We start from the raw sequence: 24,790 nt of genomic DNA on the forward strand, positions 1-24,790 counted from the left end.
GACCCGTTTGTTCCTCATCACCCAACAATCACGCGATGAAATGTCCGATTCATCATGCACTGATCACACTGATGACGCCTACGCGGCCAGACTGCTGACCACGCTCTGCGCGATCGCCACCAGGAGAAACAGCACGATGAAGGCCAGATCGAGCCGGACCGGACCGAGCGGCACCGTCGGAATGATCTTCCGGAGCGCCTTCAGGGGCGGATCCGTGACGGTGAACACTCCTTCGAGCACGATCGCCACGATCCCCTTCGGGAACCACTCCCGGGCGAAGGACTTCACCACCTCGATCACCAGGCGAACGATCAGGAGGGCCCAGAAGACCGAGAGGAGGATGAGGACGACGAGCCAGAATGCTTGCACCGGTACAGTCTGCCCGAATCCGTCAGCGGTTGTAGAAGCCGGTCTCCGCGATCCGCGCCCGGTCCTCGGCCGTCACGTCCACATCGGCGGTGGCCAGCATGAACACCTTGGTGGTGATGCGATCGAAGGAGCCGTGCAGCGCGAAGGTCAGGCCGGCGGCGAAGTCGACCAGACGCTTGGCATCGGCGTTGTCCATGGCCGTGAGGTCCATGATCACCGGGATGCCGTCACGGAACCGCTCACCGATCGTGCGCGCCTCCTCGTACGAGGTGGGACGCAGGGTGGTGATGCGGGACATCGGGTTCTCCTGGCTCAGCACGTCGGCACGGGTGTCCATCGCCAGTGCGCCCCGGGTGGACGTCGAGATGGAGCGCGCGCCGTCCCGCAGGGGCTCCAGGCGCGGGAGTCGGGCCTCGGCACGAGCGGGCTCACGGTAACCGCGGTCGTAGTCGTCGTACGCGGCGCCGCGGCCGGCGTAGCCCTCGTCGTACGTCGGCTGGTAGCCGTCGTAGTCGTCTGCGCGACGGCCGTCGTACGCGTAGCCGCGCTCGCCGCGGTAGTCCGAGCGGTAGTCGCCGAACTCGTCGTCGAGGCCGCGACGGCCGCGCGGCTGCGGCGTGCCCTCGTCGACGTATCCGTCGTCGTACGCATCCAGCGGAACCATGCCGAAGTACGCCTTGACCTTGTGCAGAGTGCTCATCTTTGCCCTTCCTCGGCGCCTGCATGGGCTGGTGTGACGGTTGTGACTGTCGTTATGGAAGTGAGATTAGTGGGCTGCACGCGCGAATCGCGGTTCCGACACGCACACACGCCGATCCGAATTCCATCGATGTGATTCGTCCGCCGCTTCGTCCGCTCAGGACCGGGCGTTCTCGTCGATCCAGATCACCGAGGCCAGACGCCCCGTGGGGGCGCCGCGCCGGTGCGAGAACAACGTGGGGTCCGAGATCGTGTCGCGCGGATCCTGCGCGACGGCGGTCACCCCGAGCCCCTGCAGCTGACGCCGGATTCCTGCGCGCAGGTCCAGCCCGGCGGTCCCCTTGTCCGTGCGGCACCGGCTGCCGGGCAGGTGCGCCTCGACGTCGGCGGCCATCGCGGCGGGCACCTCGTAGCTCGCGCCGCTCGCGGCCGGCCCGAGGAAGGCACCGATCCGCTCCGGCCGCGCGCCCAGCTCCATCATCGTCTCGACGACCTTCGGCACGATGCCGATCCGCGCGCCCACTCGCCCCGCGTGCACGGCCGCCAACACGCCCGCCTCGTCGTCGGACAGCAGGACCGGCACACAGTCCGCGGTGAGCACCGCCAGGGCCAGCCCCGGCACCGTCGTCACGATCGCATCGGTCGCCTCGACCGGCTCGGCCCGCGGACCGTCGACGACGGTGACGGTGCGGCTGTGGATCTGCTCCATCCACACCACGTGCCCCGGGGCGACACCGATCTCGCGCTCGAGGCGGAGTCGGTTCAGCGCGACGGCCGCAGGATCGTCGCCGACGTGGTCCCCGAGGTTGAAGGAGTCGTACGGGGCCTTCGAGGAGCCCCCCGCACGGGTGGTGGTCACCCGGCGGACCCGATTCGTGGCGACAGGAGTGTTCGCGGGATCAGTCATGTCCCAAGACTACTGACGGCGCCCCCGGACGAACCGGGAGCGCCGTCAGTGGCAGTGGTCACGCGGCCGGTCAGCGCCGGTTCTGCAGGAACGACGGGACGTCGAGATCGAAGTCGTCGTCCGAGCGGGACTCGCGGCCCCCGGGGGCCGCCGAGAACGGGTCGTTGGCGCGGGCCGGACGGGCTCCGAACGGGTTGCCCCGGCGCGCGTCCTCCGGCTCGGCGACAGCCGGCTGCTCGGGGGCCGTGTGCTGCCCACCGATGCGGGTCACGGGGCGGCGCGCCGGCGCGGCACCATCGAATCCCGCTGCGATCACGGTGATCCGCACCTCGTCGCCCAGGTTGTCGTCGATCACGGTGCCGAAGATGATGTTCGCGTCCTCGTGCGAGGCGCCCTGTACCAGCGAGGCGGCCTCGTTGATCTCGAACAGACCGAGATCGCTGCCGCCCGCGATGGACATGAGCACACCGTGCGCACCCTCCATCGAGGTCTCCAGCAGCGGCGAGTTCACGGCGGCCTCCGCCGCCTTCAGGGCGCGCCCCTCACCGCGCGCCGAGCCGATGCCCATGAGGGCGCTGCCCGCGCCGGACATGACGCTCTTGACGTCCGCGAAGTCGACGTTGATCAGGCCCGGTGTGGTGATCAGATCGGTGATGCCCTGGACGCCGTTGAGGAGCACCTCGTCGGCGCTCTTGAACGCGTCGAGCGCGGAGACGTTGACATCGCCCAGCTGCAGCAGCCGGTCGTTCGGGATCACGATGAGCGTGTCGCAGGACTCGCGCAGCGAGGTGATGCCGGTCTCGGCCTGCTTGCCGCGGCGGGCGCCCTCGAAGGTGAAGGGCCGGGTCACGACGCCGACGGTGAGCGCGCCGAGCTTGCGGGCGATGCTCGCGACGACGGGCGCGCCGCCGGTACCGGTGCCGCCACCCTCGCCCGCGGTGACGAAGACCATGTCGGCGCCCTTGAGGAGCTCCTCGATCTCGTCCTTGGCGTCCTCGGCGGCCTTACGCCCCACCTCGGGATCGGCGCCGGCGCCGAGGCCCCGGGTGGAGTCGCGGCCCACGTCGAGCTTGACGTCGGCGTCGCTCATGATGAGCGCCTGAGCATCGGTGTTGATCGCGATGAACTCGACGCCCTTGAGCCCCTGCTCGATCATGCGGTTGACGGCGTTGACGCCGCCGCCGCCGATGCCGACGACCTTGATGACGGCGAGGTAGTTGTGCGCGGCGGTCATGTTTCGCCTTCCCCTGGGTGTGAAGTCTGTGCTTCGAGACGAACCCTAAACCTCAACAGAAGGCTTAAAGTTATGTCAAGTAGTTGGTCTGAAACCAAGGTAGAGGGCGGTACGGCACTTGACTCGTAACCGCGCGGGCGTGTCGGGGAAAAACGTTCTCGGTGAGCGGAAGAGCACACTCAGCGGGTGGTCGGCATGTCCGGATCGATCACGGTGAACTCGCGCCCGGGGCGGGTGAGCACCATGCGCAGCGCCGCCGTCTTGGCGTCGGCGCGCTCGTCGTCGCCCCAGTACACGATCCGCTTGTCGCGCAGGACGAACCGGACGTTCGCAGGCGAGTTCGCGCCGATCTCGACGACCTGCCCGTGCAGGTCCGGCGGCAGCGCCTTGAGCACGGCGATCGCCGCCTTGGTGGACGGATCGTCGGGGCGCGGATCGTCGACGGTGAGCTTGGGCGTGAGGATGGGCGGCTCCCCCACCTTGATGAAGGGCACGCCCTTGGCGTCGACGAGCACCGTGCCGGCGGGCCGCTGGGCGTAGGCCACGACCTCGCGCTCGGTGACCTCGACGACCAGCGTCGACGGGTACGACACCGTCACCGTCGCGCGGTCGATCCACGGGCTGACGCCGATCACCTTCGCGGCGTACTCGTCGCGCTGGGCGGAGGTGATCTGCAGCAGCGGGCGCCCCTTGAGCGGCTCCACCACCTTCGCGACCTCCTCGGCCGGCGCGTTCGTCGCGCCGGTGACCGACACGTCGCGGGCCGACAGGATCGGCGAGAAGTACGCGGCGGCCACGAGGCCGCCCGCGACCACCAGCGCGAGCAGGATCAGCAGCAGCCGCCGCAGACCCGGCACGCGCCTGCGCGTCGCGACATCACTCACGCGCCCGCCTCGGCGCCGCGCTGCGCCAGCGCGGTCAGGATCGACGGTGCCTGCATCGTCACGTCGCCGGCGCCCATGGTGATCACCACGTCGCCCGGCCGCGCGAGACCGACGACCGTGTCCGCGACATCGGCCTGTCGCGGCACGTACCGCACGGCGGCCGTGACCTTCTCGGCGATCCGCGCGCCCGTGACACCGGGCAGAGGGTCCTCGCGGGCGCCGTAGACATCGAGCACCACGACCTCGTCCGCAAGACTCAGGGCCTCCGCGAACTCGGCGGCGAACTGCTCGGTGCGCGAGTACAGGTGCGGCTGGAAGGCGACGATGACGCGGCCGGGCTCGGCCTGCTTGGTCACCATCTCCGCGGCCGCCGTGAGAACGGCCCGCACCTCAGTCGGGTGGTGCGCGTAGTCGTCGAACACACGGACGCCGCCGCTCGTGCCGCGCAACTGGAAACGCCGGTGCACGCCCCCGAAGGCCTCGATGCCCTCGATCACCGTGGCGGCCGGGTATCCCATGCTCACCACCGCGATCGTGGCGGCGATCGCGTTGAGCGCCATATGCCGCCCGGGGACCGAGAGCAGGAGCGCCCGCTCCACGATCCGGCGGTTCTCGTCGGAGAAGCGCACCTTGAGCATGCCGCCCTCGGCGCGCGGCTTGTAGTCCAGCAGCTCCGCGATGAGCGTCACGTCCGGCGCCAGATCGCGGTGGGTGCCCTCGCCGTATCCGAGCACGCGCACGCCGCGGGCCCGCAGGGCCGCGTGCGTGCGCTGCGCGAGCGCCGCCGAGCCCGGATCGTCCAGGCACACGACCAGCGTGCCGCCGGGACGGATCCGCTCGGTGAAGGCGTCGAAGACCGCGACGTACTTCTCCTCGGATCCGAAGAAGTCCAGGTGGTCCGCCTCGACATTGGTGATCACCACGACATCGGGCGTGTACTGCAGCAGCGAGCCGTCGGACTCGTCCGCCTCGGCGACGAACGCGTCGCCGGTGCCGTGGAAGGCGTTCGTCCCGGACTCGTTGAGTTCACCGCCGACGGCGAACGACGGATTGGCGCCGCAGTGCTGCAACCCCACGACCGCCATCGAGGTCGTGGAGGTCTTGCCGTGCGTGCCGCTCACCAGCAGCGTGCGGTAGCCGTCCATGAGGTCGGCGAGGACCTCGGGCCGCAGGATCACGGGGATGCCGCGACGCGCCGCCTCGACGAGCTCCGGGTTGTCCTTGGGGATCGCGGCGTGGGTGGTCACCACCACCGTCGGGCCGCCGGGCAGCAGGTCGAGCGCCTCGGGACTGTGGCCCACCTGGACCTGCGCGCCGCGGGCGCGCAGCGCGATCACCCCGCGCGACTCCTTGGCGTCGGACCCCGACACCTGGCCGCCGCGGGAGAGCAGGATCCGCGCGATGCCGGACATCCCGGCGCCGCCGATGCCCACCATGTGGACGCGCTCCAGACGCTCGGGCAGTGCCCCCGTGGTCTCGCTCACGACTTCCGCCTCTCCTGTGCCAGTGCGATCGCCGCGGCGGCGACGGTGCCCGCGGCGTCCCGGTGTCCGAGGCCTGCCGCGGCCGCGCCCATGGCGGCGAGCCGCTCACCGTCGACCGCGAGCGGGATCACCGTCTCGCGCACCAGCTCCGGGGTGAACGCGGCATCGTCGACGAGCAGTCCCCCGCCGGCCTCGACGACCGGCTTCGCGTTGAGCGCCTGCTCGCCGTTGCCGTGCGCGAGCGGTACGTACACCGCGGGCAGCCCGACGGCGGCGACCTCGGCCACCGTCATCGCCCCGGACCGGCACACGGCGAGGTCCGCGGCGGCGTACGCGAGGTCCATGCGGGACAGGTAGGGCACGGCGACGTAGCCGGGCACTCCGTCCGGCCCGAGGTCCAGGGAGTTCTTGGGGCCGTAGGCGTGCAGCACGCCGACGCCGGCGCCCGCGAGGTCGCGGGCCGCGCCCGCGACACCGTCGTTGAGCCGGACGGCGCCCTGGCTGCCGCCGAAGACGAGGACGACGGGGCCGTCGGCCGGCAGCCCGAAGTGGGCACGTGCCTCGGCCCGCAGGGCCGCGCGATCGAGGCCGGTGATGGAGGCACGGACAGGCATGCCCACGACCTCGGCCGCGACGCCCGAACCGGGAACCGCGGCGAAGACCCGCGTGGCGAGCTTCGCGCCCACCTTGTTCGCGACCCCGGCACTCGCGTTGGCCTCGTGGATGACGATCGGCAGCCGCAGGCTTCGCGCGGCGAAGTAGGCGGGCAGCGCGACATAGCCGCCGAAGCCGACGACGACCTCGGCGCCGGTCGCGCGCAGCACCTTCCGCGTGCGCCGGACCGCGCCGGCGAGCCGGAAGGGCAGCTTGGCGAGATCCGCGCCGGGCTTGCGGGGCAACGGGACCGGCGGGATCATCTCGAGCGGGTAGCCGCGCTCGGGGACGAGGCGGCCCTCGAGCCCCTTGGGCGTACCGAGGGCGGTGACGACGGCGTCGGGCTGCTGGGCACGCACCGCATCGGCGACCGCCAGGGCGGGTTCGATGTGTCCTGCGGTGCCACCTCCGGCCACCACCACCGAGACCGCTCGAGTATTCACCACGCCCGTCTGCCCTTTTCCTGTCCTCGGCGCTGCTGCTGCTGCGCGTTCCGATCACGCCCGGCACGATCGCCGCGCCAGGGCTCCGCCGTCCGGCCCTGCGACCGGATCGGCGGGAGCTCCCGCCGCGGCCCCTGCCGCCGGCTCAGATTCTCATCACCGTACGGGTGTCGATCGTACGGCGACGGTGCCGCCGGTTGCGAAGGCCCACGTCGGGCGGGTGCGGGACGGCCCTTCCGGGGCGCGGGGCCGTGCCCGGCCGGTCGCGCCGGGGCCGGGCGGTCGGGGCGCGGCGGGATGTACGGCAACGGCCGGGGCAAGCGGAGCAGGCGGCCCGTGCGGCTCTCGCGGCCGCCCGCGAGCGCGGCGATGGCCTCGGGCTCGTGGCGCGCGGCGTTGGCGAGCAGGCCCATCATGAACAGCACGAGGATCACCGAGTTGCCGCCGGCGGACAGCAGGGGCAACTGGATGCCGGTGACGGGGAGCAGGCCGACGACGTAGCCCATGTTGATGATCGCCTGCAGGGCGATCAGCGTGGTGATCGTGGCGGCCATCAGTCGCAGGAAGGGGTCCGACACCCGGCTCGCGATCCGCATGCCGACCCAGGTGAGCACGCCGAACATGAGGATGACCACACCCGCGCCGAGGTAGCCCAGTTCCTCGCCGATGATGGCGAAGATGAAGTCGTTGTGCGCGTTCGGGAGGTAGCTCCACTTGGCGGTGGAGTTGCCCAGGCCCACCCCGAACAGCCCACCGTCCGCGAGGGAGTAGCGGGCCTGGTTGGACTGGTAGCTGGCGCCGAGCGCATCGTCGGTGCGGCCGAGCCACGCCGCGACGCGGGCGGAGCGGTAGCCCTCGGCGAGCGCGAAGAACACGCCGAGCAGCGTGAACACGACGATGAGCGACGCGATCAGCTTCGACGACAGGCCTGCGTAGAACAGCAGCATCGCACCCACGGCGACGATGATCATGGCGGTCGACTGGTTGGGCTCGGCGACCACCAGCGCGGCCATGAGCACGACGACCGGTCCGAGCGGCAGCAGCAGCTCCTTGATGTTGCCCTTGCGCCCGCGATCGGCGAGCAGGTGAGCGCCCCACAGGATCAGCGCGACCTTCGCGATCTCCGAGGGCTGCAACGTGAAGCCGCCGACGTCGATCCAGCGGCGCGCGCCGCCGACCTTCGAGCCGACGCCGGGCACGAGCACCGCGACGAGCAGCGCGATCGAGACGAGGACGCTGCTGAGCGCCACGCGGCGCAACAGCGCCGGGCGCAGGTACAGCGCGAACATGAAGGCGACGACGCCGAGGCCGACGTAGATGAGCTGACTGAAGAACTTGCTGTACGGCGAGCCCGTGGCGCTGATGTCCTCCACCGAGGACGCCGACAGCACCATGACCAGGCCCATCACCGTGAGCACCGCCGTCAGGCCGAGCACGAGGTGGAAGGACGCGAGCGGGCGGCGCAGCGCCGTCGCGAAGCCGATCGCCGTGTTGCGCAGCACCGACGCGCCGCCGCGTGCCACATCGGCGCCGGTCCGCGCCGCAGCGGCCCCGCGGGCACCGGCCGCACCGAGAGCACTCGTCGCTGCGGCCGTCTCCTGAGGCTGCGCGTCGAACTCGGTGCTCTCGGGGGCGTTCAGCGTGCCGGACTCGAGGTCGGCGTCAGTATCGGAGCTGGTGGCGGCCTTACCGGCCCTGCTCACGACGCCGTCCCGAGAGCCCGGGCGGAGGCGGCGAAGGCGTCGCCGCGATGGCCGTAGGAGGTGAACATGTCCAGCGACGCCGCCGCCGGCGCGAGGAGCACGACGGGCGCCGGGAGCGCAGCGAGCGGGCCCGATGCAGCGGAGAGGGCGGCGGCACTGTCGTTCAGTGCGGCCTCGGCGATCCGCGAGGCCTCGGCGACGACTGCGGCCATCACCGCATCCGCATCGCCGGACACTCGCACATCGACTGCACCAGACGTCCCTACAGAACGGCTTGCATCATTAGTCACAGGAGACACATGAACATCGTCGCCCGAAGACACCCGAACCACGGGGACATCGGGCGCGTGTCGCGCGAGTGAACCCGCGATTTCGTCCCGGTCCACGCCGAGCAGCACCGCTCCCACGAGCCGCGAGGCCACCCGCTGCACGAGCGGCGCGATGTCCGCGCCCTTGAGCTGGCCGCCCGCGACCCACACGACGCGCTCGTGCGCCTCGATCGAGTTGAGCGCGGCATGCGGGTTGGTCGCCTTGGAGTCGTCGATGTAGGTCACGCCCCGCACCTGCGCCACGGGCTCCGCGCGATGCGCGCCCACCCGGAACGCCGCGAGTGCCTCCCCCGCCTGCGGCGCGGTCACGCCGACGGCCTGCGCCAGCGCCGTCGCCGCGAGAGCGTCCGCGATCCCCGCGGGCCCGGGCGGCGAGACCGATGCGGCGGGCAGGATCGCGAGCCCCGCACCGTCGACCAGGTGGCCGGCGCGCACGCCGTACTGCCCCGGCCCCGGCTCGCCGGCGGTGAAGCCGACGGTGACGGCCCCGCCCAGGCCCGAGGCCACCGGGTCGTCGAGACCGATCACGGCGAGCTCGCCGGACAGGGCACGCGCCTTGTCGGCCGTGTACGCGGCCATCGAGCCGTGCCAGTCGAGGTGGTCCTCCGCGACGTTGAGCACGACGCCCGCGCGCGGGCGCACCGACGGCGCCCAGTGCAGCTGGAAGGACGACAGCTCGACGGCGAGCACCCGCGGGTCCGCGGGGTCGCTGATCGCATCGATCACGGGGCGCCCGATGTTGCCGCAGGCGACGGCCCGCAGGCCGGCGCGCACCAGGATCGACTCGAGCATCTGCGTCGTGGTGGTCTTGCCGTTCGTGCCGGTGACGACGAGCCAGTCGCGCGGGGCCCCGAACGCGCCCGCGCGGTCGATCCGCCAGGCCAGCTCGACATCGCCGATCACGGGAACTCCGGCGGCCTCGGCGGCCACGACCACCGGCGCGGTGGGGCGGAAGCCGGGCGCAACGACGACGAGGTCGTAGCCGGACGGGTCGTGGCCGTCGAGATCGGCGACGACGATGCCTGGGACCTCGGCCGCGATCTTGGCGCGGGCCTGCGGCTTACCGTCGGCGACGGTGACGGTGGCCCCGAGCCGGAGCAGAGCGCGGGCGACCGCCGGGCCGGTGACCCCGCCCCCGGCGACGAGGACCGCGGTACCCGGCCCGGGAAGAGCGCCGGTCATCCGCTAGCCGACCGCGCCGGAGCCGAGGAACTCGGCGTAGAACAGCACCAGTCCGAGGCCGCAGGCGATGGCGGTGAGCAACCAGAACCGGATGATCACCGTGGTCTCGGCCCAGCCGGAGAGCTCGAAGTGATGATGGAAGGGCGCCATCCGGAACACCCGGCGGCCCGTCGACCGGAAGACCGCGATCTGGACGACCACCGACACCATCTCGGCGACGAAGAGCGCGCCGAGGACGACGGCGAGCAGCTCGGTGCGGGTGGTGATCGACAGACCGGCGAGCAGGCCGCCCAGCATGAGCGAGCCGGTGTCGCCCATGAAGATCTTGGCGGGCGCGGCGTTCCACCACAGGAAACCGAGGCACGCGCCGCCCGCGGCGACCGCGATGAGCGCGAGGTCGAGCGGATCGCGCACGTCGTAGCAGCCGGCGACCTGCTTCGTCTCGCACGCGTAGCGGTACTGCCAGAAGCTGATGAGCACGTAGCTGCCGAGCACCATCGCCATCGAGCCGGCCGCGAGGCCGTCGAGGCCGTCGGTGAAGTTCACCGCGTTCGACCACGCCGCCACGACGAACCAGCAGAAGACGACGAACACGATCGCGTACATCGAGATCGTGTTGATATCGCGGGTGTAGCTGAGGAACTCGCTGGCCGGGCGCACGCCGTTCGCATTGGGGAACTGCAGCACCAGCACGCCGAAGATCACCGCGGCGATGGTCTGGCCGACGGTCTTCGCGGTCTTGTTCAGGCCCAGGTTGCGCTGCTTGCGGACCTTGATGAAGTCATCGAGGAAGCCGACGATCGCGAGCGAGGTCGCGAGGCCGAGCACCAGCAGGCCCGATGCGCTCGGTCCGGGGCCGGACTTCCAACCCAACAGGTGCGCGCCCAGGTAGCCGGCCCACAACGCGACGACGATCGCGACGCCGCCCATCGACGGCGTGCCGCGCTTCTTCTGATGGCTCTGCGGCCCCTCGACGCGGATCTCCTGGCCGAAGCCCTGCCGGGAGAAGACCCGGATCAGCACGGGTGTGAGCAGGATCGCCACGGCCAGCGAGATGCCGCCCGCGAACAGGATCTGGATCACTTCGGTGACTCCCCGTTCTCGTGTTCATCGACTCGGTGTTCATCGGTGCGCGGGCCGGCCGTGCCCAGATGCTCGGCGACCTCCCACATCTTCTCGGACTGCGACGCCTTCACCAAAACCAGGTCTCCCGGCCGCAGCTCGGCGCGCAGCCGTTCCACGGCCTCGTCGCGGGTGTCGACGCGGATCGCCTCGCTCCCCCATGAGCCCTCCATGACCGCGCCCTGCCACAGCGCGTGCACCGCGCGCGAGGTGCCGACACAGATCGTCGAGGTGATGTCGAGTCGCACCAGGAACCGGCCGAGCCGGTCGTGCTCGACGATCGAGTCGTCGCCGAGCTCGCCCATCTCGCCGAGCACCGCGAAGGTGCGGCGGCGCTCGCGGCGGGGCAGCCGCGTCCCCGCCTCGTCGTGCTCGGACATGAGCACGAGGCTGCGCAGCGCGGCCCGCATCGCGTCCGGGTTGGCGTTGTAGGTGTCGTTGACCACGGTCACGCCGGCTGCGGTGGTGAAGACGTCCATGCGGCGCGGTGACGCGGCCCCCGCGCCCGACAGCGCCTCCGCGACCTGCTCGACGGTCGCGCCGCACTCGAGGCCCACGGCGGCCGCGGCGAGCGCGTTGTGCACCTGGTGCTCGCCGTGCACCTTGAGCGCCACGGACGCGGAGCCACCTGGGGTGCGCAGGGTGAAGGAGGCACGGGCGGTCCCGTCGACGGTGACACCTTCCGCGGCGACGTCCGCGTCCGCGGTCCCGTACCGCACGACGCGTGCGATCGTCCGGGAGGCCATCGCGGCGACGGCGGCATCGTCGGCGTTGAGAACGGCGACCCCGCCCTCGCCCGGGACCTCCGAGCCCGCGGGCAGCGCCTCGACGAGCTCACCCTTCGCCCGCGCGATGGCCTCGCGGCTGCCGAACTCGCCCAGGTGCGCGGTGCCGACGTTGAGTTCGACGCCGATCCGTGGGGGCGCCACCTTCGCGAGCGCCGCGATGTGCCCCTCCCCTCGGGCGGACATCTCCAGTACCAGGAACCTCGTCGACGCGGTCGCCCGCAGAGCGGTCCACGGATGGCCGATCTCGTTGTTGAAGGACCCGGGGGGCGCGACCGTCTCGCCGAGCGGTCGCAGTACCGCCGCGATGAGGTCCTTGGTGGAGGTCTTGCCGGCGGAGCCGGTGACACCCACGACGGTGAGCCCGTCGGCCGCGAGGGTCCTCGTGCAGTACGCGGCGAGGTCGCCGAGGGCCTTCAGGACCGCGGCACCGGCGCCGTCGACGTCGTTCTCCAGCGCCATCACGCGGTTGTCGGTCTCGCCGGAGACCGGGACGACGATCGCCGGGACGCCCACGGAGCGCGCGCCCAGCACGGCGACGGCGCCCTTCTGAACAGCCGTCGCGGCGAACTCGTGGCCGTCCACGCGGGCACCGGGCAACGCGAGGAACAGGCCGCCGGGGCCGATCTCCCGGGAATCGAATTCGACGGTACCCGTGACCAGCGCCTCCGGGTCGGGCACGTCGTGCAGGGTGCCGCCGACGATGTCGGCGACCTGCTGCAGGGTCAGCTCGATCATGCGCGCTCCCCCGCGGCCCGGGCCTCGAGCGCGGCCGCGACCTCGTCGCGGTCGTCGAACGGGTGCTTGACGCCGTTGATCTCCTGGCCCGCCTCATGGCCCTTGCCCGCGATGAGGACGACGTCTCCGGTGCGGGCCCGGTTCACGGCCAGGGTGATCGCGGCGCGGCGGTCGCCCACCTCGATCACCTCGCCGCCACCGGGCACGGCGCGCGCCCCCGCCAGCACCGCCGCGCGGATGGCGGCCGGGTCCTCGGTACGCGGGTTGTCGTCGGTGACGATCACCAGCTCGGCGGCGCGCGCGGCGGCCTCGCCCATGAGCGGGCGCTTGCCGCGGTCGCGGTCGCCGCCGGCGCCGACGACCACCAGGATGCGACCGGCGGTCTGGCCGCGCAGCGTCGCGATGACCGCGTCGAGCGCGGCGGGCTTGTGGGCGTAGTCGACGACCGCGAGGAAGTCCTGGCCACGGTCGATGCGCTGCACCCGGCCGGGCACGGCGACGGCGCCGATCCCGCGGATCGCGTCGGCGAGCGGCACGCCGGCCTCCTGGGCGATCACCAGCGCCAGCGCGGCGTTGGCGACGTTGTAGGCGCCGGGCAGACCCACGACCGCGGAGTAGCTCTGCCCATCCGGGCCGTTGAGGGTGAACCGCTGCGTGCCGTCGGCGTGCGCGGCGACCTCGCCGGCCGTCCAATCCGCCGGTCCCATCGTGGCGACGGTGACCACCGGCAGGCCCGCCGCGCGGCGCAGGTCGGCCATCCGGACGCCCCACTCGTCGTCCACGCAGATCACGGCGCGCTCGCACGCCTGCGTGCCGATGAACAGCAGCGACTTCGCCGCGAAGTAGTCCTCCATGGTGGGGTGGTAGTCGAGGTGGTCCTGGCTGAGGTTGGTGAACGCGCCCACCGCGAACCGGCTCCCGCCGGCCCGGTTCTGCGCGAGCGCGTGCGAGCTGACCTCCATCACCGCCGCGGTCACGCCGCGCTCGACCATGGAGGCGAACAGCCCCTGCAGCGCGGTGCCCTCGGGCGTGGTCAACGAACTCGGCACGTCGACACCGCCGATCCGCGTACCGACGGTGCCGATCAGCCCCGTCGGGTTGCCGCCCGCGGCGAGCGCCGCCTCGACCAGGAAGCTCGTGGTCGTCTTCCCGGACGTACCGGTGATGCCGACGAGCGTCATCCGGCTCGACGGTGCGCCGTACACCACGGCCGCGACCGGCCCGAGGACGCTGCGCGGATCGTCGTGCAACAGCAGGGGCACATCGATGCCGTCCTGCGCGAGGAGGGCGGCACCGTCGGGATCGGTGAGCACCGCGACGGCCCCAGCCTCGATCGCGCCGGCGGCGAACCGCGCGCCGTGCGTCGCCGTGCCGGGCACCGCACAGAACAGATCCCCCGGCCGGGCGTCCTGGGCGCGGACCGTCGCCCCGGTCAAGCGCACGCCAGCGGCATCGCGCCCGCCGACGCTGACGCCCGCGACCTGCGCGGCGACCTCGGCGGGCGTGGCTCCGCGCGGATGGGCGGGACGAGTGAGAGTCGATTCGGGCACCGATAGATCCTACCCGCCGGTTAACTACTTACCGGCCACCAGCGTCAACGGCTTCGCCGCCGGCGAGAGCGGAATGCCGTACTTCTGCAGCATGAAGGTCGCGATGTCGTGGAACAGCGGCGCCGCCGACTGCCCGCCCGTGCCGTCCGAGCTGCGGGTGGGTGCGTCCATCATGATCCCGACGACGAACCGCGGGTCGTTGGTCGGGGCCACGCCCGCGAAGGTGATGTTGTACAGCGAGTTCGAGTACGCGTGCGTCACCGGGTCGACCTGCTGCGCCGTTCCGGTCTTGCCGCTGATCTGGTAGCCCTCGACCGCGCCCGGCGCACCGGTGCCCTGCTGGTAGCCCATCGGGTCGCGCTGCAGCGCGGCGCGGAACATGTCCAGCACCGTCCGGGCCGTCTCGGGGCTCATGACCCGGACCGGCTCGGCGGCGGCCGCCGGGTTGGCGGCACCGTCGACCTCCTTGATGATGCGCGGCGGGATGCGGACCCCGTCGTTGGCGAGCGCCTGGTACATGCCCGCCATCTGCAGCACCGTCATCGACAGGCCCTGGCCGATGGGCAGGTTGGCGAACGTGCCGCCCGACCACTGATTGCGGGCGGGCACTTCGCCGCCGGACTCGCCGGGCAGGCCCACGCCGGTGGCGCTGCCGAGGCCGAACCTTCCCACGTAGTCGGCGAAGGTGTCCTCGCCGACGCGCTGCGCCAGCATCAGCGTGCCGACGTTGGAGGACTTACCGAACACGCCCGTCGTGGTGTAGGGCTCGACGCCGTGCGCCCAGGCGTCCTTGACCGTGACGCCGGCCATCCGGATCTGCCCCGGCACCTGCAGCACCTCCGTCGGCGTGGTCTTGCCGTTGTCGATCGCGGCCACAGCGGTGATCAGCTTGTTCACCGAGCCCGGTTCGAAGGGCGTGGTGACGGCGAGGTTGCCGGTGCGCGCCGATTTCGGATTGTTGTTCACGCCGAGTGAGGGGTTGAAGGTGTTGTCGACCGCCATCGACAGGACCTGGCCGGTCTTCGCGTCGAGCACCACGGCCTGCACGCTCTTCGCGCCGGACTTGGCCTTGGCCTGTGCCACCGCCTGCTGCACGAAGAACTGCACGTCGTTGTCGAGCGTCAGCACGACCCGGGCGCCGTTCGCGGCCGGGTGGACGTCGCGCGTGCTGCCGGGGATGACGGCACCGTCGGACCCACGGTCGTAGGTGCGCGAGCCGTCCGTGCCCGCGAGGATCGAGTCCAGCGAGGACTCGAGGCCGATGAGCCCCTGTCCCTCGAAACCGGTGGTGCCCACGATGTTCGCCGCGAGGGAGCCGCCGGGATAGTTGCGGATCGACTGCCGCTCGGCGCCGACCTCGGCGTACTCGTCGGTGATCGCCGATGCCTTGGCGGGATCGACGCCGCGGGCGAGGTAGACGAAGGTGTCGTTGCCGTGCATCTGCTCGAGCAGCTTCTGCTCGTTCACCGAATCGCCCAGCACGGACACGATCTTCTTGGCGATCTGCTGCAGCCGGTCATCGACGGTGACGGGCTCGTCGCCCTTCGCGGTGCCGCCCTCCTTCTTCGCCTCGACGGCCTTGTCGTACTTCTCCTGGATCTGCTTGCGGACGATCACCGGCTGGAAGGTGAGCGACTTCGCCTCCATGGTGAAGGCGATCGGCTGGCCGGCGCGGTCGGTGATGGACCCGCGGACCGCCGGCAGCACCTCCTTGACCTGGCGCTGGCTCGCGGCCTTCGCCGAGAGGGTCGGCGCCTGCACGAACTGGACGACGCCCAGCCACACGGCGATCACGGCGAACACCGCGACGATCACCCAGCCGCCGATCCTGTTGCGGCTGAGGAAGGTCGTGGACACCTCGGGGGCGCGGCCGCCCTTGACGCGGGCGCGGGCCGACTGGTGTCCGGCCTTCGGGGCCGCCGCTGCGCGCGGCGTGCCGGTGCGGGCAGCGGGCCGCGTCTTCGTCGGCGGACGCTGGGCGCGGGTCACCGGGGCGTTCCCTGGGCCGGCGTCGGCTGAGCCGGGGTCGGCGTGGGCGCGGCCTGCGCGGAAGTCGGTGCGGGCGAGGGGGTCTGGCCCTGCGCGGGGGTCTGCGGAGCCGTCGACGGTGCGCTCGTCGGCGCGTTCGCGACGGTCGGGCTGCCGGGGTTCATGGTGACCAATTGTTCCCCGCCGGCCGGTGCGGGCCCGGGATTCCCGGCGACCGGCGTGCCGGATCCGTCGGACGTGGCGCCGCTCGGATCCCCCGAGGTCGGTGCGGGCGGGTTGAGCGCGGGCTTGGCCACGCCGGTCGCGGGTGCGGGCTTGCCGACCACGACGACCTTGCCGTTCGGCTGCCCGACGAGCACCGGCACGTTGCCCGCGGGGACCATGCCGAGGGCCGTGGCCCGCTCGGCCAGGCCGGGCGCGCTCTCCCCCGACTTCACGTCACGCTCCAGCGCGGCCTTCTTCTCGGCGAGAGTGTTGTTGACGGCCTCGCGCTTGCTGAGATCGTAGGAGTTCTCCGCGCTCCCGGTCGAGAGCCACAGCGTCAGACCGAGTCCCGCGCAGACGAGGGCGATCAGCGCCAGCACGAAGGGCACGCGGCGCACGAGGACGCGCGGCGTGGGCAGCTTCGACATCAGCCCGGCGGAGTCCGCGCCGTCGCGGTGCCGCCGCAGCGCCCGCTCGGCCGGGGTCTCGCGGAGGGTGCCGCCCGCGTCGAGGACCGCGCGCTGCTGGTCGAGCCGCTTCTGCCGCCGGTCGAGCGCCCGCTGCGCCGAGCTCGACCGCGGCCGCGAGGTGTCGCGGTCCTCCCGTCGCGCCGGGGCGCGGCGGGTCCGGGCGTCCGGGGTCGACGGTGCCTGGGTCGCGTTCGGTGCGGTCATCGCGCGCTCCTCGTGCTGCGGGTCCGGTGGTCGGGGGTGTCGAGGCGACGAGCGGCGCGCAGGCGCACCGGCGCCGCCCGTTGGTTCTCGGCGATCTCGTCGTCGGTGGCGCGCTCGGCGCCGCGGGTGAGAAGCTCGAAGGTCGCGCCGGTGCCGGGGAGGTCCACCGGCAGCCCCGCCGGGGTCGTCGAGCGGATGCGGTCGGCCAGTGCCGATTTGACGATGCGGTCCTCGAGCGACTGGTAGCTCAGGAAGACGACGCGGCCGTCCGGAGCGAGCGCGTCGAGCGCCTGCGGGACCGCGGCCTCGAGGGAGGCGAGCTCGGCGTTCACTTCGATCCGCAGCGCCTGGAAAGTGCGTTTGGCGGGATGACCGCCGGTGCGGCGCGCGGGCGCCGGGATCGTCGCGTAGAGCAGTTCGACGAGGCGCCCGCTGGTGGTGAAGGGCTCCTTCTCGCGCTCCTTGAGGACGGCGGAGGCGATCTTGCCCGCGAACCGCTCGTCGCCGTAGCGCTGCAGGATCCGCGCGAGGTCGCCGTGCGAGTAGGTGTTGAGCACGTCCGCAGCGGTGAGCGGATCCTCGGCGTTCATCCGCATGTCGAGCGGCGCGTCGACCGAGTAGGCGAAGCCGCGCTCGACGCGGTCGAGCTGCATGGAGGACACACCCAGGTCGAACAGGATGGCCTGGACGCCGGGGCGGCCCGGGCCGCTCATGCCGAGCTCGCCGAGCGCGTCGGCCATGCCGTCGTACCGGGTGTGGACCGGGATGAACCGGTCGCCGAACCGCGCGAGGCGATCGCCCGCGATGGCGTGCGCGTCGGCGTCCCGGTCGAGGCCGACGACGCGGATGTTCGGGAAGGATTCGAGCATGAGCTCGGAGTGGCCGCCGGCACCGAGCGTGGCGTCGACGTAGACGGCACCGTCGTGCTGTAGAGCCGGAGCGAGGAGCTCGCGTACCCGGGTCGCCAGGACCGGCACGTGACCGAAATCGGGCATGGCTCCTCCAGAGCACGACGGGGATTGGCGATGGGCGGTGCTGTGGCGATGAGTTCCGGCGGATGAAGCGGGGTCCCCGCCCGACCCGTACCTGGCGTTGGGGAAGTACGTCAGGGCCGATTCGGGCGCAGGCCTCGGTCCACCTCGTCGCGGACGTGCGCTGCTGTGTTGCTGCGGGTTGTGGTGCGCGACCTAGAAGATCGCCTTGAGCGATTCCGACTGCGGCTGCGCGTAGTCGTCTTCGTGCTGTGCCTGGTAGACGTCCCACGCCTCCGCGTCCCAGATCTCCAGGAACCTCCGCGATCCGACGACGACGCATTCCTTGGTGAGGCCTGCGTAGCGGCGGTGATCGGTCGAGAGCGAGATCCGACCCTGGGAGTCGGGACGCTGATCGTCCGAGCTGGCGAAGAAGTTGCGGTAGAAGGCGCGTCCCGCGGGGTCGGTCCATTCGATGGCATCGGCCTTCTCGGCGATGCGCTCGAACTCCGCCTTCGGGTACACCGTGAGGCTTCGATCCTGTCCTTTCGTGATCGTGAGCCCACCCGCCAGTTCCTCGCGGTACTTCGCGGGGAGGGTGAGCCGTCCCTTGTCGTCGAGCTTCGGCGTGTAGGTACCCGTGAACATCACGGCCACCTCCCGCCTCCCCCGTCGGGGTTGTCACTGGATCGAGACTTCAGACTAGCGCGTCTCTCTCCAGTGCGCCCCACATTACCCCACCATCCGCCACTTTCAACCACATCGGAGCGCGTTTCGCGGCGCTTTCTCAGAATCATGGCAGGTCAGATCTGTGGTGAGAAGTGGGGGACGCAGCTCCGCCCGGCGCGTCGGACTTCGTCACACCTGTCCGCAGGTCGCAACCACAGCGATCCATGTGACTGTTGAGGCGTGACTGAGCGCGGTGAGACCGCCCGTGGGGAGAAGTGGGGAAACAGGGTGGGGAGAAGCGGGGAGACGCGGTCCGACCGGCCTCCCGCGGGGACTTCTCACTCGGTATCGGGTTGCAACCCGATGCGGAGGAGGAGACCCCCGCGGGAGGGTCAGACCGTCAGACCGGCGGCACGGGGACGGCAGGACGGCACAGGGACGGCAGGACGGCACGGGGGCCAGCAGCAGGAGGCCGGCGAGGCGGGCGCGGAGGCCGTCCTCGGAGGCCGGTCGTCCCCCGCGCGACACCGAATCCCCCATCCCACGGGAAGCCGGATTCCCCTCAGAAGCGGCGACCGGCTCCGTCGACGAAAGCCGGACGTCGTGCCGCTGGATCAGCCCACGCCGTGAGTCCACGGCTCAGCTGCACGGGAAGCCGGATTCGGCCTCGCGTGCGTTTGAGCCGTGGATTCACAGCGGGAGCCCGCCCGGGCAGGCGACGCGCGTTTCGCTCAGGGCGCAACGAAAAAGCCGCCGACCATCAGGTCGGCGGCTTCGTTTCGTACGATTCAGCTCACGGGAAACGGCGGCGGAAGCGCTCTTCCATGCGGGCGACGAAGGACTGACCCGACGCACGGGCCCCCTTCACACCGCGCCCGCGACCGGACGGTGCACGGACGGAACCGTCCTCACCGACGGTGCCGCGCGGCCCCTTGGTGGACGGCCCTGACCACAGGGCGTAGATCACGGAGCCGAACATCAGCAGGAAGCCGATGAGGCCGACGATCACGGTGTACTCGACCTTGGGCAGCAACATTCCTGCGATGAGCAGCATCAGTCCGACCGCGAAACCGATCGCGGCGAACACGCGACGCTTGCCCGAAGCGCCGCCGAACCGGCCGCCGCGTACGTTCGACGCGAACTTCGGGTCCTCGGCATAGAGCGCGCTCTCGATCTGGTCGAGCATGCGCTGTTCGTGCTCGGAGAGTGGCACGTTCCCCTCCTTCAGCACTCATGGGGTCCAACTCCTGGCTCCATGATACGAGGCTTGCGAGCACACGACCACCATCCACCGAACAATTAGCGCCCACTGTGAGATTTATGCGGCGCGACTCAGGTCCGACTCGACGGAATTCAGGAAGCTCTGCACGCGGCCGTGCAGCACGGCCACCTCCTCGGCACTGACGGTGCGCGCCGTGGTCTCCAGCGCGGCGACCACACCGGACACCGAGGTGAAGTAGGCGACCCATTCCGCGTACCCCGGAGCGGCCTTCGCGAGCCGCAGCCACGCGTTGCGCGTGGGGCGGCGCACGCCCGTCTCCCGCTCCGCCAGGAGAGCGGCCGCGCCGCGCAACGCGGCGTGGTAGATCTCGCGGTACTGATCGGCGGGCGCCGGCGAGCCGCCGGCGCGGGCGAGGAACTGGTCCGCACGGTCCAGGATCCGGGCCGCGCCCGACTCCCCGACGCGCCGGCGGGACCCGACGTGATCGATCCGCGCTTTCGATTCGACCATGACCTTCCTCCTGCTCCGTGAACCTTTTCGCTGTTACCTCTGTGTTGTACCGGACGGGACTGACACGTAACGCTTCCCTCGTTCCGCGCCAGCCCCGCCGGATGGACCGGGACCGACGTACCCGCCCCGGCGCCAGAACATGCGCGCCAATCCGATGGTCCATGATCGAACAATCATTCGATCACTTCTAATATAGCGTGAGTGTCCGACACGTCAAGGGAAAGGTCGATCCGTGAGCGCAGTGATCCCGCAGGCCCCACGGATCCACGCTCTCTCCCCCCACGACGCCACGTTGTGGCTGCCCGCGGCCCTGCAGATCTACGTGGCGGCCATGGACTACCCGGCGGGAACGGAGGCGCACCGTCTGCCGATGTGGCGCGAGCACCTGAACCGCCCCGGGTACGCCGCGTTCGGCGCCGTCCAGGCGCTCCCCACGGCCGACGGGCGCCCCGTCGACCATCTCGTCGGCATCGCCTACGGCTACAGCGGCGCGGGTGACCAGTGGTGGAACCGCCAGCTCCGCGTGGGCCTGCGCCAGCGCGGCCTGCCCCCCGCCGGGATCGAGGCCGTGGCCGGCGACTACTTCGAGCTGACCGAGCTGCACGTGCATCCGGCGGCTCAGGGCCACGGGATCGGCAACGCGCTGCTCACCGCGCTCCTCACGGACCGCCCTGAGCCGCGGGTCCTGCTCTCCACGCCGGAGGTCGCCGCCGAGCAGAACCGGGCTTGGAAGCTCTACCGCCGCACCGGCTTCTACGACGTGCTGCGGGACTTCCGATTCTCCGGCGACCCGCGCCCGTTCGCGGTCCTCGGCCACGATCTGCCCTTCGTCGCTCCCCCGCCCTTCACCGCACCCGCACGATGACCGCCCAGGTCGACGTCGCGGTCGTCGGCTCCGGCCACAACGCGCTGGTCGGCGCCGCGTACCTGGCGGCGCAGGGCCGCTCCGTCGCGGTCTTCGAGGCCGACACGGTGCCGGGCGGCGCGGTCAGCACCGTCGAGCGGTTCCCGGACTACCGCGTGGATCGCGGCTCGTCGGCGCACCTGATGTTCCGGCACACCGGGATCGCCGAGGAGCTCGATCTCGCGGCGCACGGCCTGCGCTACCTCGACTGCGACCCGTGGGCGTTCGCGCCCACGCCACCCGGTTCCACCGCGCCGGCGATCGTCTTCCGCCGGGATCTCGACGCGACCGCGGAGTCCATCGCCGCGGCGTGCGGGGCGCGGGAGGCGGCGGCGTACCGTCGGTTCGTCGTGGACTGGACGCCGCGCGCGAGGGCGACCATGGCCGCGTTCGGGGCGTCCCCCACCGCGCCGCGGCTCGGCCGCGCCTTCTGGCCCACCAAGGGCCGCACGAGCATCACCCAGATGTCCCGCACCTACCTCGCCTCCGGCGACCAGCTGCTGGACGAGTACTTCGACGACGAGCGGCTCAAGGCGGCGCTCGCCTGGTTCGGCGCGCAGTCCGGACCGGCGATGAGCGAGCCGGGCACGGCCCCGATGGTCGGCTTCGCCGCCCTCATGCACACGCTTCCGCCCGGCCGCGCCGTCGGCGGCAGCGGCGCACTCACCGCGGCCCTGATCTCCCGCCTGACGTCCGACGGGGGCACCGTCGCCCTCGGGACGCCCGTCCGGGCCCTTCGCCGGTCCGGTAGGGAGTGGGAGGTCACCGTCGCCGGGCCCGACGGTGCGCGGACCGTCCGGGCCCGCACCGTGCTCGCCGGCTGCCACGTCCTGACCACCCTGGATCTGCTGGCCCGCGGCGGCTACGACGCCGGGCGGATCGCGGCGTGGCGCCGCAGAATTCAGGTGGGCCCCGGCGTGGGGATGGTGCTGCGGCTCGGCACGACGGCGCCGCCCGCGTTCGACGGGGTGCCGCTCGCCGATCAGGCCGGGCTCGGCCTGCTCACCGCCGACCGCGGCCACCTGGCCCGCGCCCGCGGCGACATGCTGGCCGGGGATGCGCCCCGTCGGCCCGCGGTGCTGGCGATGACCTTCTCGGGCCTGGACCCGTCGATCGCACCCGCGGGCCGGCACAACACCACCCTGTGGGCCCAGTGGTACCCCTACGCACTCGGGGAGGGCGCCTGGGCCGACGTGGCGGAGCGCGAGGCGGACCGGATCGTCGCGGAGACGGAGCGCTGGGCGCCCGGGTTCGCGGACACGATCGAGCACCGGTACGTGCAGACCCCGGCGAGCCTGGAGAGCGAGCTCGGCCTGCTCGGCGGGAACGTCATGCACGTGGAGATGGCGCTGCACAACATGCTGCTCTTCCGGCCGGTTCCGGAGCTCGCCGGCGGCCGGGTCCCCGGGGCGCCGGGCCTGGCGCTGGCGGGCGCGTCGATGCATCCCGGCGGCGGCGTGAACGGATCCAGCGGGCGGATCGCGGCGCGGCTGCTCGCCCGCGACCTGGGGCACCTGGCACGATGGCGACCGTGACTCTCCGAAGGATGCTCGCGGCGCTGGCGGTACTACTGCTCGTCGCCGCCCCCGCCGCGTGCTCGGGCCCGGGCCCCGGCGACCGGATGTCCGGCAAGATCGTCGCCGCGCAGACTCCGGCGTCGAACGCCGAGGGGCCGCAGCTGGCCGCGCCCGGCGAGCTGCGCGGCCTCGCGGAGGTCAAGGCGTACGACTCGAACGGCAAAGTCGGCACCCAGATGATCTTCACGACCATCACCTTCGGCCAGTTCAACCAGCTGGGCGAGGTGGTCTCACAGGCTTTCGACACGTCGGCGGCCTCGATCAAGATGCGGGTGCAGCGCACGGGCAGCGCCGTCGTCCTCTCCGGCACGGCGGACCTGTCGTCCCTGGCCCCGAACTCCGCGGTGATCGTCGTACAGCTGCAGTTCCCCGGCCCCGTCACCGCCACGAACGGCCAGCAGGAGGCCGACGACCTGGTGACCTGGACCCTCAACGCCGGTACCTCCGCGTCCTTGACCGCCGAGGCCGAGTACGCGGATCCCTCGATCGCGTCGTTCACGGAGTGGGCGTGGATCACCGCACTGGTCGCCTTCCTCGCGGCCGCGGTCGTGGCAGCGGTGGCCTACGTCCGCCGCGACCGCAGTCCCAAGCCGGGGCAGGAATCGGCCGAGCTCGAGTCGCTCATCGAACTCCCGCAGTGGCTGCGCGAGAAGCTCAAGCGCTGAGCGCTCAGGAGAGCACGGTACGGCCGGCGTAATGGGCCAGATCGAGCGCAGTCATCGTCGCGAGCCGACGGTCGCCCGGATCGCGACCGAGCAGTGCGGCTGCAGCGGCGACGCGCTGGAGCACCGTGTTGCGGTGCGCGTGCAGCCGTTCGGCCGCCGCGGACGCGCTGTCCGCACAATCCAGGTACACGCGAAGCGTGTCGCGTAACCGAGCCGCGCGACCCGAGTCCACAGCGAGGCCGCCCAGGACGTCCCGGACGAACCGCGCGGCCCGCTGCGGGTCGGCCCCCATCGGCAGAACCGCCTCGACCTCCTCGTAGCGGACGAGCGACGGGCCCGTCGGGTCGCCGCCGACGAGCTCGGCCACGGCGAGTGCATCGGCGTGCGACCGACGGAAGCCCGCGACGCCCGACGCGGGCCGGCCGATCGCGGCGCGGATCCGCGGCGCCCCACGCGGCAGCGGCCCCGGCTCCGCCCCGCCGGACGCCGGCACGGCGAACCACGCCCACAGTGCGCGTTCGCCCGCACCGACGGTGAGCGGACTCCCACCACCGGCGGTCCGGGCCAGCACGCCCGCCGCCACCTCGAGGGACGCCGCGTCGGCAGCCGCGCCGTCGTGCCACAGCACGACCGCGGTGTGCCGAGCAGCGAGGTCGTGGCCGAGGCGACCCGACCCCACGCGCTCGCCGATCGGGGCCCCTTCCAGGAGGAGCCGCACCGTCTCGGCACGTTTGGCCGCAGCGCCGCCGAGCACCTCCTCGCGCAGCCGCTGCGCCTCGTCGACCAGTGCCAACAACACGCGGTCGACGTACTCGAAGAGCATCGTCGCGAACAGTTCCATGCCCTCGACGAGCTCCTCCCCGGGGGGCTCGGAGGCCCGTGCCACTTCCACGAACCGTTCCCAGACCGCCATCTGGCCGCGGCGGTAGGCCTGGAAGATCACCTCGAGGTCGAGCCCGCGGCGCACGACGGTGCGAATGACGTCGAACGCCTCCGGGGGCGGTTCCACGAGGTCGGCGCCGCGCGGATTCCGGAGGGCGCCCACCACCGTCACCACGTTCGCCCGGTTGCTCGCCGCCATCTCGTGCGCAATGGTGCGGTCCGCGGCCAGCATGGGCGCCACCTCGATCTCGGCCGCGTTCATCGCCTCGACGAGGCCGTCGAGGTCGTCGAACATGCGCTCCCCGACGTCCACGACGAGTCGATAGCCGTTGGTCACCACAGCACCAGACTATGTACAGAGAGCACCGATACGGGTCCCAATTACGGATCTTCCTCCATGTTCAAGGTACCGCCGCGCGCCATACGGTGATCTCAGTCAC

General features: G+C 71.8%; 22 protein-coding genes. 3 read left to right on the forward strand and 19 right to left on the reverse strand.

Annotated features, from left to right (window positions below):
• Positions 1 to 78 precede the first annotated feature (78 nt).
• From AXK61_RS20425 to AXK61_RS20510, 18 genes are all read right to left on the reverse strand, one after another.
• Positions 79 to 369 (reverse strand): YggT family protein, encoded by a 291-nt coding sequence (locus AXK61_RS20425; RefSeq protein ID WP_068746870.1) that lies wholly within the window; start codon positions 367 to 369, stop codon positions 79 to 81.
• Positions 370 to 391: 22 nt separating this feature from the next.
• The gene (locus tag AXK61_RS20430) at positions 392 to 1,069 is read right to left on the reverse strand and encodes a cell division protein SepF (RefSeq protein ID WP_068746871.1); all 678 of its coding nucleotides are present in this window, start codon (positions 1,067 to 1,069) and stop codon (positions 392 to 394) included.
• Between the two features lie 156 nt (positions 1,070 to 1,225).
• Positions 1,226 to 1,975 (reverse strand): peptidoglycan editing factor PgeF, encoded by a 750-nt coding sequence (pgeF, locus tag AXK61_RS20435; protein WP_068746872.1) that lies wholly within the window; start codon positions 1,973 to 1,975, stop codon positions 1,226 to 1,228.
• A gap of 70 nt (positions 1,976 to 2,045) precedes the next feature.
• Positions 2,046 to 3,209, reverse strand: a complete 1,164-nt coding sequence (gene ftsZ / locus AXK61_RS20440) for a cell division protein FtsZ (protein WP_068746873.1) — start codon at positions 3,207 to 3,209, stop codon at positions 2,046 to 2,048.
• Between the two features lie 179 nt (positions 3,210 to 3,388).
• The gene (locus AXK61_RS20445; protein WP_082789477.1) at positions 3,389 to 4,093 is read right to left on the reverse strand and encodes a cell division protein FtsQ/DivIB; all 705 of its coding nucleotides are present in this window, start codon (positions 4,091 to 4,093) and stop codon (positions 3,389 to 3,391) included.
• Complete coding sequence (gene murC / locus AXK61_RS20450) at positions 4,090 to 5,529, reverse strand: UDP-N-acetylmuramate--L-alanine ligase (protein ID WP_068746917.1); 1,440 nt, start codon at positions 5,527 to 5,529, stop codon at positions 4,090 to 4,092. The genes AXK61_RS20445 and murC overlap by 4 nt, the downstream gene beginning before the upstream one ends.
• A gap of 44 nt (positions 5,530 to 5,573) precedes the next feature.
• A complete protein-coding gene (gene murG / locus AXK61_RS20455; protein ID WP_068746874.1) occupies positions 5,574 to 6,677 on the reverse strand; it encodes an undecaprenyldiphospho-muramoylpentapeptide beta-N-acetylglucosaminyltransferase in 1,104 nt (367 codons plus the stop codon).
• Positions 6,671 to 8,377: a putative lipid II flippase FtsW gene (gene ftsW / locus AXK61_RS20460; RefSeq protein ID WP_068746875.1), complete on the reverse strand. Its 1,707-nt coding sequence runs from the start codon at positions 8,375 to 8,377 to the stop codon at positions 6,671 to 6,673. Before ftsW ends, murG begins: the two co-directional genes overlap by 7 nt.
• Positions 8,374 to 9,888 carry a UDP-N-acetylmuramoyl-L-alanine--D-glutamate ligase gene (murD, locus tag AXK61_RS20465; protein ID WP_068746876.1) on the reverse strand — a complete coding sequence of 505 codons (1,515 nt, stop codon included), beginning with the start codon at positions 9,886 to 9,888 and terminating at the stop codon, positions 8,374 to 8,376. The genes ftsW and murD overlap by 4 nt, the downstream gene beginning before the upstream one ends.
• Before the next feature lie 3 nt (positions 9,889 to 9,891).
• Positions 9,892 to 10,971 carry a phospho-N-acetylmuramoyl-pentapeptide-transferase gene (gene mraY, locus AXK61_RS20470; RefSeq protein WP_068569187.1) on the reverse strand — a complete coding sequence of 360 codons (1,080 nt, stop codon included), beginning with the start codon at positions 10,969 to 10,971 and terminating at the stop codon, positions 9,892 to 9,894.
• Positions 10,968 to 12,533 carry a UDP-N-acetylmuramoyl-tripeptide--D-alanyl-D-alanine ligase gene (locus tag AXK61_RS20475; RefSeq protein ID WP_068746877.1) on the reverse strand — a complete coding sequence of 522 codons (1,566 nt, stop codon included), beginning with the start codon at positions 12,531 to 12,533 and terminating at the stop codon, positions 10,968 to 10,970. Before AXK61_RS20475 ends, mraY begins: the two co-directional genes overlap by 4 nt.
• The gene (locus tag AXK61_RS20480) at positions 12,530 to 14,083 is read right to left on the reverse strand and encodes a UDP-N-acetylmuramoyl-L-alanyl-D-glutamate--2,6-diaminopimelate ligase (RefSeq protein WP_068746878.1); all 1,554 of its coding nucleotides are present in this window, start codon (positions 14,081 to 14,083) and stop codon (positions 12,530 to 12,532) included. Before AXK61_RS20480 ends, AXK61_RS20475 begins: the two co-directional genes overlap by 4 nt.
• A 24-nt stretch (positions 14,084 to 14,107) precedes the next feature.
• A complete protein-coding gene (locus AXK61_RS20485; RefSeq protein ID WP_414930014.1) occupies positions 14,108 to 16,072 on the reverse strand; it encodes a peptidoglycan D,D-transpeptidase FtsI family protein in 1,965 nt (654 codons plus the stop codon).
• On the reverse strand, positions 16,069 to 16,950 hold the full coding sequence (gene ftsL / locus AXK61_RS25930; protein WP_068746879.1) for a cell division protein FtsL: 882 nt from the start codon (positions 16,948 to 16,950) through the stop codon (positions 16,069 to 16,071). Before ftsL ends, AXK61_RS20485 begins: the two co-directional genes overlap by 4 nt.
• Complete coding sequence (rsmH, locus tag AXK61_RS20495) at positions 16,947 to 17,945, reverse strand: 16S rRNA (cytosine(1402)-N(4))-methyltransferase RsmH (protein WP_068746880.1); 999 nt, start codon at positions 17,943 to 17,945, stop codon at positions 16,947 to 16,949. Before rsmH ends, ftsL begins: the two co-directional genes overlap by 4 nt.
• Before the next feature lie 192 nt (positions 17,946 to 18,137).
• Positions 18,138 to 18,569, reverse strand: coding sequence for a division/cell wall cluster transcriptional repressor MraZ (gene mraZ / locus AXK61_RS20500; protein WP_068746920.1), 432 nt, complete (start codon positions 18,567 to 18,569; stop codon positions 18,138 to 18,140).
• Between the two features lie 814 nt (positions 18,570 to 19,383).
• Positions 19,384 to 19,803 (reverse strand): DUF3040 domain-containing protein, encoded by a 420-nt coding sequence (locus AXK61_RS20505; protein ID WP_068569886.1) that lies wholly within the window; start codon positions 19,801 to 19,803, stop codon positions 19,384 to 19,386.
• Between the two features lie 105 nt (positions 19,804 to 19,908).
• The gene (locus AXK61_RS20510; protein WP_068569192.1) at positions 19,909 to 20,322 is read right to left on the reverse strand and encodes an SAV_6107 family HEPN domain-containing protein; all 414 of its coding nucleotides are present in this window, start codon (positions 20,320 to 20,322) and stop codon (positions 19,909 to 19,911) included.
• 232 nt (positions 20,323 to 20,554) lie between these two features.
• On the opposite strand from AXK61_RS20510, the gene AXK61_RS20515 reads away from it, so the two are divergent.
• The 3 genes from AXK61_RS20515 to AXK61_RS20525 are packed head-to-tail and all read left to right on the forward strand — an operon-like array spanning position 20,555 to position 23,468.
• Complete coding sequence (locus AXK61_RS20515) at positions 20,555 to 21,187, forward strand: GNAT family N-acetyltransferase (protein ID WP_068746881.1); 633 nt, start codon at positions 20,555 to 20,557, stop codon at positions 21,185 to 21,187.
• Positions 21,184 to 22,761 (forward strand): phytoene desaturase family protein, encoded by a 1,578-nt coding sequence (locus tag AXK61_RS20520; RefSeq protein ID WP_068746882.1) that lies wholly within the window; start codon positions 21,184 to 21,186, stop codon positions 22,759 to 22,761. The genes AXK61_RS20515 and AXK61_RS20520 overlap by 4 nt, the downstream gene beginning before the upstream one ends.
• Complete coding sequence (locus tag AXK61_RS20525) at positions 22,758 to 23,468, forward strand: LppM family (lipo)protein (RefSeq protein WP_156485774.1); 711 nt, start codon at positions 22,758 to 22,760, stop codon at positions 23,466 to 23,468. Before AXK61_RS20520 ends, AXK61_RS20525 begins: the two co-directional genes overlap by 4 nt.
• A gap of 4 nt (positions 23,469 to 23,472) precedes the next feature.
• Here the strand turns inward: AXK61_RS20525 and AXK61_RS20530 are convergent, their stop codons facing one another.
• Positions 23,473 to 24,690 (reverse strand): PucR family transcriptional regulator, encoded by a 1,218-nt coding sequence (locus tag AXK61_RS20530; RefSeq protein ID WP_231855619.1) that lies wholly within the window; start codon positions 24,688 to 24,690, stop codon positions 23,473 to 23,475.
• Between the last annotated feature and the right edge of the window lie 100 nt (positions 24,691 to 24,790).

This window comes from Tsukamurella pseudospumae, assembly GCF_001575205.1.
Classification (GTDB): domain Bacteria; phylum Actinomycetota; class Actinomycetes; order Mycobacteriales; family Mycobacteriaceae; genus Tsukamurella; species Tsukamurella pseudospumae.

What these genes read in the sequence shown, in the direction of transcription:
- AXK61_RS20475 (WP_068746877.1), bottom strand. Translation starts at nt 12,533, where the DNA reads ATGATCGAGCTGACCCTGCAGCAGGTCGCCGACATCGTCGGCGGCACC.
- AXK61_RS20510 (WP_068569192.1), bottom strand. Translation starts at nt 20,322, where the DNA reads ATGGTCGAATCGAAAGCGCGGATCGATCACGTCGGGTCCCGCCGGCGC.
- AXK61_RS20520 (WP_068746882.1), top strand. Translation starts at nt 21,184, where the DNA reads ATGACCGCCCAGGTCGACGTCGCGGTCGTCGGCTCCGGCCACAACGCG.
- mraZ (WP_068746920.1), bottom strand. Translation starts at nt 18,569, where the DNA reads ATGTTCACGGGTACCTACACGCCGAAGCTCGACGACAAGGGACGGCTC.
- murC (WP_068746917.1), bottom strand. Translation starts at nt 5,529, where the DNA reads ATGGTGGGCATCGGCGGCGCCGGGATGTCCGGCATCGCGCGGATCCTG.
- AXK61_RS20430 (WP_068746871.1), bottom strand. Translation starts at nt 1,069, where the DNA reads ATGAGCACTCTGCACAAGGTCAAGGCGTACTTCGGCATGGTTCCGCTG.
- murD (WP_068746876.1), bottom strand. Translation starts at nt 9,888, where the DNA reads ATGACCGGCGCTCTTCCCGGGCCGGGTACCGCGGTCCTCGTCGCCGGG.
- ftsZ (WP_068746873.1), bottom strand. Translation starts at nt 3,209, where the DNA reads ATGACCGCCGCGCACAACTACCTCGCCGTCATCAAGGTCGTCGGCATC.
- ftsL (WP_068746879.1), bottom strand. Translation starts at nt 16,950, where the DNA reads ATGACCGCACCGAACGCGACCCAGGCACCGTCGACCCCGGACGCCCGG.
- rsmH (WP_068746880.1), bottom strand. Translation starts at nt 17,945, where the DNA reads ATGCCCGATTTCGGTCACGTGCCGGTCCTGGCGACCCGGGTACGCGAG.
- pgeF (WP_068746872.1), bottom strand. Translation starts at nt 1,975, where the DNA reads ATGACTGATCCCGCGAACACTCCTGTCGCCACGAATCGGGTCCGCCGG.